Source organism: Thermodesulfovibrionales bacterium (genome assembly GCA_035622735.1).
Taxonomy (GTDB): Bacteria; Nitrospirota; Thermodesulfovibrionia; order Thermodesulfovibrionales; family UBA9159; genus DASPUT01.
Genome location: DASPUT010000186.1, coordinates 1 through 8,458 on the forward strand (window position 1 = coordinate 1; position 8,458 = coordinate 8,458).

Here is an 8,458-nt window from a genome sequence, read left to right on the forward strand (position 1 = left end):
CGAAATCAGGCTTCAGCCGCAACGCTGTTTGGTATTCCGCTATTGCCTTATCGAGTTGACCACTAGATGCGTATGCGGCACCAAGGCCGTTATAAGGACGTGCCTTGTGAGGGCTCTTCTCCACTATATCCTGCCACAGGCTTATCTCGTCCCTCCATTGATTATTCCGAGCGTAGGTGAGGCCTGAAAAGAGGAGAGTTAAGAGGACGAACAGCAAAATGACCGCCGTCTCGATCTTCAGTCTTTTCGCTGCGATCAATAGCCCTGTTGTCATTCCGGTGAACACTCCTACCAGGGGAAGATAGAGCCGGTGCTCAAATATCACATCCGCAATCGGAATGATACTTGATTCGACGGATAATGTTATAAAGAACCAGAGAATCCCGAAACCCATAAGACGATGATGTGTGGCGAGTGAGGGAGAATTGTTCTTCATCCCTCGTAAGAGGAGATATACCCCTAGTCCAAGGATGGCCAGGAGAAAGAGAAAAGAGAGGAAGACAGAGGGCGTGAAAAGAGAATGGTAAACCGGATAATCGTAGTCAAGATTCTGTCCTATTGGCAGAAAGATGAGTCGTATATAGGTGACGATTACCCTCATCTCCGTCACGAGATACTCCCATCGTGACATTTGAGTCTGAACCTTCGTCATTTCGCTCACATCCGATAATATCTCTCCCAGAGGTCTATCACTGTGAAGAACGCTTATGGGAATGATTATCAGGGTCATCAGAACCGGCAGAAGGAAAAGAACCGTTTTCTTCACTAAGGATCTGAAGAAAATAAGCTCATAGAGAACTATCACGAGCGGAAGAGTAAAGGCGATCTCCTTCGTCTTCATCGCACAAACAGCGGAGATAATAGCGATAAGATAAGAAAGTAGGCATGAACCGGAAAACAATCTCCCCTCGGTGCCATCTTGCGTCTCCATTGCCAACCTTCCTTTTATGTACATGACGATGGAAAGGAGATAAAAAAACGTCGCAAGGGAGGCGAACCGCTGAATGATATATGTCACCGCCTGGGTCTGTAGTGGATGCGAGACGAAGAAGAGCGCCGAAAAGAGGGCGATCAAGGAGGGAGCGGGAGAAGGGGAACCCTCCAGTTGCTCCATTGATGTTGTCCTGAAGGTAAGTAATACGAAAAAGTACAGAAGGAGCGCATTGCATATATGAATAAGAAGGTTCACCATATGGTAACCGATAACGTCGACCCCCCCGAAGTGATAGTTTATGGCTAAGGAAAGATAACCGATGAAGCGCCGGGGATTATAGTCGTGGCCCCTTCTGTCTGAAACGAAGTTCTTAATATCCCTAATTACAGGCTCATTAATAATATGGGGCTTGTCGTCAAACTGGAAAGGACTGTGGAAGGTATTGGAGTAGGCGAGAAAACCGATGGCTGCTATCAAAACAAAATGAATAAGTCGTTTTCGCAAGATCCCTATAGCATAAGTGTGCTTGGAACCCTCGGAACTGCTTTGATTGATCCAGACTTCCTCAGCAGCCCTTCTTCGCCTTGATAGTCCGAGCATTACAATAATATAGCATAACGCTTTCTTATCGACTTACTCTCACCTAAACAAAGCTGCCCCAACCCACAGGAGCCCGTGACGATTGCCATGCTAATTTCGGCCAACCGATTATTAGTGGTTCCGTTTCTTAGCGGAATTCATTGGCGGTCCTATGGTGTTTAATTAGCGATGTCTTAACTTTTACAGTTGAATCCCTTTCGTTTTCTTGTGTCATAGCCATTCTATTTGTTGCTGAAAGCGGCGTTCATTCCTGCCATAAGAATCGAGGCCTTGTGGACTAAAGCCGCACCAGATGCTTCTCTCCTTACTGTTGTACTCTTCGTTACGCTTACTATTGCATTTCTTGGCCTAATGAAGTATGTTACAAAGCAAGGATCTAAGCGGTGCTCTCTCAAATGTGCTTGGTGCGAAAAGGGGGAAAATGAGGGCTTATCGGTTTCGTAAAATTATTGTCGAGGAGGGACAGAAAATGTCTTACAGGATCATATTTGTCGTCGCGATTGCCGCAGGGCTTCTCTCTGCTGCCGTTGCCTTCGGAGAACCGAATATGGAGGAAGGCAAATGGGAGATGACGATGAAGACGGAGATGCCGGGCATGCCGATGGAGATGCCCCCGACGAAGTATACCCAGTGCCTTACGAAGAAGGACATGGTACCGCAGAAGAAAGAAAAGAACGAGGATTGCAAGATGATCAGCAGTAAGGTCGAGGGGAATACGGTCACCTGGGTAATGCAGTGTAAGACAAAGGGCGGCACGGTAGACAGCACCGGAAAGATCACCTATAAGGGGAATAGCTTTGAGGGCGTCGTCAAGACGACGATGAAGGAGTCCGGTGACGAACAGATCGAAGTGACAGGCCGGATGAGCGGAAAGCGCATCGGCGACTGCAAGTGAGAAAGCATACGGAAGGATAACGATCTCCCCTTTCCCCTCTGAGAGGGTAAAGGGGAGTCTCTTTACACTATTTCACCTTCCCTTTTGAGCAGGCCGTCCGCGGAAAACGGTATAATTCCCCATGCTCGATATTCTCAGGATCATCCTTGTCTTTGCGGCGATACTCCTTCTTCTCAGGCTCAAGTGGAATATCGGCCCAGTCATGGTTGTCGCTTCGATACTGCTCTTTATCCTCTACCTTGTGCCTTTGCCCGTCGTCTTCACCACCGTCAAGACCGCTGTTGCCGACCCTGTCACGGTAAAGCTTTTCTTCGCACTCACGCTGATCAGGGTGCTTGAGCTCATCCTGAGGGAGCAGAACGTTATGAAGATGATGATGGAGGTGTCACAGAAAATATTGAAGAAGAGAAGGGCGGTTATCGTTTCGATGCCGCTCCTGATCGGCCTCCTCCCGTCGCTCGGCGGCGCTTACTTTTCCGCTCCGATGGTCGAGGAATCGACGAGGGGTCTTGCGATGTCGCCCGAGGAGAAGGGCTTCATCAATTACTGGTTCAGGCATCCCTGGGAATTCATACTCCCCCTTTATCCCGGTATCCTCCTCGCCTCTGCGATAGCGAATATCGAACTGAGGAGTTTCATTCTCGCAAACACGCCTTATGCCCTGCTCATTGCGGGGACGGGATTCCTCTTCAGCATGAGAGGCATGAATGACAGGGACGGAGCCGAAGGCCCTGAAACCGGGGAAGGCGGGAATGATGCTCCTGTCTTCGGGTCCGGAGCAATCTGGAATTTTCTGCCGATAGTCTTTATTCTCGTTCTCGTTATGGGTTTCCATATGGAACTGCACTACGCCCTCGGAATAACGATCACGGTACTCTTCTTTCATTTCCGGCTCGGCGCCAAGGAAATATTCAGGGTGATGAAGTACGGTTTTACTCCCGATGTCTTCGTTCTGATCTTCGGCACGATGCTCTTCAAATTCGCTATGGAAAGTTCCGGGGCGGTCGAGCACCTGAACCGTTTCTTCACAGAGAGCGGCATACCGCTTCTCCCCGTGCTCTTCATGCTGCCCTTCGTGAGCGGCCTTCTCACCGGTCTGACGGTCGGCTTTGTGGGGAGCACCTTTCCCCTCATCATAAGCCTGACCGGAGGCGCCCATCTCGGACAACTCTCGTTTGCCTTTGCATCAGGCTTTATCGGCGTGCTCCTATCGCCGGTGCATCTCTGCCTCGTGCTGACGAGGGAATATTTCAAGGCCGATGCCTGGGGCATCTACAGGAAGACACTCCGGGCTTCCGGGATCGTCATGGTCGCAGCCCTGATCGAGTATCTCATTCTGTAGACTTTGCCTCGTCTCGATGGACCGGCCTCAACTTCGGCTACCAGAGACCCGGGAGGAGGCGGTAGCGCACGAGGGCAGTGTAGGCGGACCATCCGTCATCGCGAGAGAGGATCAGCTCCTCGGCGTGCATACGGTAGAGCAGGGATGCCCACCCCAGTATCACGAGCAGCGCCGTGCCGAGATTCCATTCTTCGAGGTTGTACCCGATGTCGGCGAGCACATAGGCCAGATACATCGGATGGCGGACGAGCCGGTAGGGGCCTCGCGTCACGAGACCCCGCAGAGCCGGGAATACCCCGAACCTTCTGCCCATGCTGAGGAGACTGGCGAAACTCAGACAGGCAGCGAGCATCACGAGGACGAGTCCGGCTGCGGGCCACGCAGGGGTACCCGGCACCCATCGAAGATAGGTCACCTGGGCGTAGGGGTAAGCGTACGCGATGACAACGGCTGCACCCGAGGGCAGCGAGTCATCCTGCACCGAAGGAGGGCGCCGCGTGAGGGCGATCCCGAGAACGAGGAGGTGCTGTAAGACGTAAATCCAATCCACGATTGTGAAGGTCGGCGTCAGGAGGAAAAGGAGAACCAGTTCGGCCGATGTGACACCGAACAGGATGAAATCACCTAGCCTCCTGCCTGATATTCCGGAGGCGTGAGGCCTTTTTTCGATCATGTCCTCACTCAAACCGCTTTGAAAGGATACCGCTCATACCCTCATCTGTTTTGGCAAGAAGGGAAATAGCATGTCGCCGGAGAAGTGAGTCCTCCCCATCCGGCAACGGCTAATCAGACTCGGCGAACCTGACGAGAGTTCCACCCTTCGCAGTTCCGTACCTGAATACGGTAATGCCTTTCAGGCCTTTCCGGTAGGCGAGAAGGAATGCCTTCTCAACGTCTTCCTTCTTTGCGCGATGCGGCATGTTAATCGTCTTTGACACGGCATTGTCCGTGAATTCCTGGAACGCGGCCTGCATCTCTATGTGGTCTTCGGCCGGAATGTCATGGGCCGTCTTGAAGAGGCGCTTTATATCGGCAGGGACCTCTTTCATCCCTCTGACGCTGCCTTTCTCGATGATCTTCTCTTCGAGCCCCCTGCTGTAGAAGCCCCGCTCTTTTGCGAGTCTGAAGAATGAGTCGTTCTTCTCGTGGAGCTCGGTATCGAGGATGAGCCTCTTGAATGCGAGCGCGAAAAGGGGTTCGATGCCGCTCGATGAGTTCGCTATGATCGAGAGCGTCCCCGTCGGCGCGATCGTGGTTGTCGTCGCGTTTCTCGGATGCGGCATTCCCGGCGCATCGAAGATGGAACCCTTAAAATTCGGAAAGACGCCCCTTTTCGTAGCGAGTCCCGCGGAGGCCTCGCGCGATCTGTCCCTAATGAATCTCATGAGTTCGCGTCCGAGCGCGAATGCCTTTCTGCTGTTATATGGTATGCCGAGGAGTATCAGCATATCTGCCCATCCCATGACTCCGAGGCCTATCTTACGGTTTCCCTTATGCATCGACTCTATCGCCGGGAGGGGGTATCTGTTTACATCGATGGCGTTGTCGAGGAAGCGAACCGCTGTTCCGATATCCCGCGATAAAAGATCGAAATCGATCCCGGGCCTGCCGTTCCCGGACGAAGACCCTTTCAGATATTTCGAAAGATTCAGTGAACCGAGGACGCACGCCTCATACGAGAGAAGCGGTTGTTCACCGCAGGGGTTGGTGCTCTCCATGTCTCCGAGCTGCGGTGTCGGGTTGAATTCATTGATCCGGTCAATGAAGACGACGCCGGGATCACCTGTCTCCCATGCGCTTTCGACGATCTCGTCGAAGACGGTCCGTGCCCTGAGTCTTCCCGCCACAGCCCTGCTCCTCGGGTTTATCAGTTCATATTCCGCGTCGTTCTTCACGGCTTCCATGAATCTGTCGGTAACAGACACGGAGATATTGAAATTCGTCAGTTCCCTTGCATTCCTCTTCACCCTGATGAAGTCGAGGATATCCGGATGGTCCACGCGGAGGATGCCCATGTTTGCTCCGCGGCGCGCCCCGCCCTGTTTAATAACCTCTGTTGCGGTGTTGTATATCTTCATGAACGAGACAGGGCCGCTCGCTATCCCGCCCGTCGAGCGGACGACATCGGTCTTCGGCCGCAAACGGGAGAAAGAAAAGCCCGTTCCTCCTCCGCTTTGGAGAATAAGCGCGGCATTCTTCAGGGTGTCGAAGATGCCGGTCATGGAATCATCGACGGGGAGCACGAAGCAGGCAGCCAGCTGTCCGATCTCCTTGCCCGCGTTCATGAGGGTGGGGGAGTTGGGAAGGAATTTCAGCCCGGCCAGGAGGTCATAGAATTTCTCTTCCCAGGCAACGGGATCATCACCGTAGATACGCTCGGCCGATGCCATGGCCCTCGCAATCCGCCGGAACATTTCATGCGGGGTCTCGATGACGCTCCCTTGCTCATCCTTCAGGAGGTACCGTGTCCTCAGGACCCGGAGTGCGTTCTCGGTGAGTTCCATACCTTCATTATACGGGATTTCTGACGGGAAGAGGAGAGGATGCGGGTGAGGGTCGTCAAGAAAGAGAATCAGTGGACTCTCTAGGGAATTACAAAGGAAGTCGTCCAGAGATAGTAGCCCATGAGACTCCCCGGTGGAGTCACGAGGGCATAGACTGTATATGTTCCCGAAGGCAATTGTGAAGCAGGAATCATACCGAAGAGCGATTCGCTGACGGGTCCCGTCGTATTCTGCATCCACGGAATGACTCCTGCCGGGAGGATTCCCGCCGAAACCGACTGCGCTACATCGTTAAAGGCAAATGATTGGAAAGAAAGGTCCGGTCTTACATTATTGATTATCGTCGGGTCCGCTGAAGAAACGTATGCCAGATAGATATTTACAGGCCCAGCGAACGGAGGGAACCCCACCCGCAAGTCGAGCACGTCACCGAGGCCTGCAATCGGCCCAACCCCCACGGGCATCGCCTGCGAAAAATTCAGCACCGGAGATGCGGTCGAGGGATAGGCAAGGTTCACGGGTGCTGAGGGGGACGGTATCGGCGAAGGGTTCAGGGACGCGTTGATCTGTATTCTCGGCTTGTAGTCGTCGATGTCAGGGCAGGATGTCAGAACGGCTACGCCGGTATCCCTGAGAAGCGAGAGGATCTCGTCGACAGATGCCTGCGGGTTCTGCTGCTTGAGAATCGCCCATGCGCCTGCAACGTGCGGGGTAGCCATCGAAGTTCCGGTCAGGTAGGCATAACTGGATGTGGTGTCTGGTATCGCGGAATAGATGTTCACGCCCGGCGCAAGGAATTTCAGCATCGAGTAGTGCCAGTCCGTGAAATCTGCTTCGACGTCGAAATCATCTACAGCGCCGACAGACACGGCGGAGGATATACAGCCCGGGGCTTCAAGACTTCCACAGGCCCCGTCATTCCCGGAGGCGATAACCGCAGCTATTCCGGCGCCGCTCAGGATATCTATCGCGGTTTTATAAAGCGGATCGTCAGCACTCGTATCGCAGAGTTCCTGATTCGAAAAGACGTCTCCCCCGAGACTCATATTCACCGATGCTATCTGATAGGTCGCCCTGAGCGAATAGACATAATCTAATGCCGCTATTTCGTCTGAGTCGTAAGACTCGACACACGGCGCGGGTGAAGGACTGCAATCCGCAGCCGAGAAAAACCGGGAAAAAACCTGTATCGCGATGAGAGAGGCGTCTTTGGCAACGCCGAATATTGTTCCGCTGTTGCCGACCGCGATCCCGGCAACATGCGTACCATGCTCATAGCCATCATACCTTGGGTCGAAGGGCCTCGCCGCACCGGGTCCGTACATAGCCGCCCGACCGTTGGGGCAGTCGTTGATAGACGAGAAGCAGGCCTCTATTATGTTTTTGCCCTTAAAGAGTTCGTGAGTCGTCAAAACACCGCTGTCGAGCACCGCCACGTACCATCCTGTTCCTGAATACCCTGCGTTCCAGGCTTGTTTCGCGCCGATCCTGTCGATGTTCTGAGGGTATGTCAGGGGCGCTGCCGTCTGCGATCCGGTCATGCCGGCCTCCGGCAGGCGACGGCGGCGGTCCGGGATGACCCTGCGGATTTCGGGCATTCCCCCGAGTGCCGACAGGTTATCTTTTCCGGTCACTTCCATAGCAACCAACGGGAAGTGGTCATATGTCCGTACGGTCCGGGCGATGCCGGCTGCACGGGACGCGAGAGTCCCGGTTGCCTGCCTTATGTGTTCGGTTTGGAGAGAACCGCTTTCGTTCGGAACTTCGAGTATCACGATGACACGCATAGGCCCCAGAGTCACAGATTCCGTGAGCTCCCGGGCGATTTTAGAGAAACGTTCCTGTCCTTGTCCAAACGATCCGCGCGGAGCTGAGATCAAGAGCACAGCAGCGACTACGGCAACGATGATTTTTATTCTCATTCCTCTTCTCCTCATGAAGAAGCCTGTATCCTGCTTTTGAGCAACCACTATCAGTTATTATGACGTTTAGAGAAAGAAGTTTTCAAGTTCGCGCGGCGAAGCTGGTATCCCGATTTTCGTCTGTCAAGGCAAAATGAAAGTGTCAGATATACGCGAAATGATTATGTCACGTAGAGGGGCTGATGCTTTGACGGAACCTCTTGCCTTAGGAAGTCTTCAAGATTAAACTTCCCTGGGTTTTCTAACAGTCTTTTTGGTTGT

Annotated in this window: 6 protein-coding genes; 2 read left to right on the top strand and 4 right to left on the bottom strand. The window is 53.2% G+C overall.

What is annotated here, in order from left to right; genetic code table 11:
- A partial coding sequence (locus VEI96_09950) for a tetratricopeptide repeat protein (protein HXX58309.1) occupies positions 1–1,438 on the bottom strand: 1,438 nt, incomplete at its 3' end.
- Positions 1,439–2,003: 565 nt separating this feature from the next.
- On the opposite strand from VEI96_09950, the gene VEI96_09955 reads away from it, so the two are divergent.
- Positions 2,004–2,429, top strand: coding sequence for a DUF3617 family protein (locus tag VEI96_09955; protein ID HXX58310.1), 426 nt, complete (start codon positions 2,004–2,006; stop codon positions 2,427–2,429).
- Between the two features lie 121 nt (positions 2,430–2,550).
- Positions 2,551–3,771, top strand: coding sequence for a DUF401 family protein (locus tag VEI96_09960; GenBank protein HXX58311.1), 1,221 nt, complete (start codon positions 2,551–2,553; stop codon positions 3,769–3,771).
- Between the two features lie 37 nt (positions 3,772–3,808).
- Here VEI96_09960 and VEI96_09965 read toward each other — a convergent pair whose 3' ends face one another.
- The 3 genes from VEI96_09965 to VEI96_09975 all read right to left on the bottom strand — a co-directional run bounded on the left by VEI96_09965 (position 3,809) and on the right by VEI96_09975 (position 8,197).
- Positions 3,809–4,444, bottom strand: a complete 636-nt coding sequence (locus VEI96_09965) for a methyltransferase (protein HXX58312.1) — start codon at positions 4,442–4,444, stop codon at positions 3,809–3,811.
- 109 nt (positions 4,445–4,553) lie between these two features.
- Positions 4,554–6,275, bottom strand: a complete 1,722-nt coding sequence (locus VEI96_09970) for an adenosylcobalamin-dependent ribonucleoside-diphosphate reductase (protein ID HXX58313.1) — start codon at positions 6,273–6,275, stop codon at positions 4,554–4,556.
- Positions 6,276–6,355: 80 nt separating this feature from the next.
- Entirely contained in the window at positions 6,356–8,197 is a 1,842-nt protein-coding gene (locus tag VEI96_09975; protein HXX58314.1) for a S8 family serine peptidase, read from the bottom strand.
- Positions 8,198–8,458: the final 261 nt, after the last annotated feature.

What these genes read in the sequence shown, in the direction of transcription:
- VEI96_09955 (HXX58310.1), top strand. Translation starts at nt 2,004, where the DNA reads ATGTCTTACAGGATCATATTTGTCGTCGCGATTGCCGCAGGGCTTCTC.
- VEI96_09970 (HXX58313.1), bottom strand. Translation starts at nt 6,275, where the DNA reads ATGGAACTCACCGAGAACGCACTCCGGGTCCTGAGGACACGGTACCTC.
- VEI96_09960 (HXX58311.1), top strand. Translation starts at nt 2,551, where the DNA reads ATGCTCGATATTCTCAGGATCATCCTTGTCTTTGCGGCGATACTCCTT.
- VEI96_09965 (HXX58312.1), bottom strand. Translation starts at nt 4,444, where the DNA reads ATGATCGAAAAAAGGCCTCACGCCTCCGGAATATCAGGCAGGAGGCTA.
- VEI96_09975 (HXX58314.1), bottom strand. Translation starts at nt 8,197, where the DNA reads ATGAGAATAAAAATCATCGTTGCCGTAGTCGCTGCTGTGCTCTTGATC.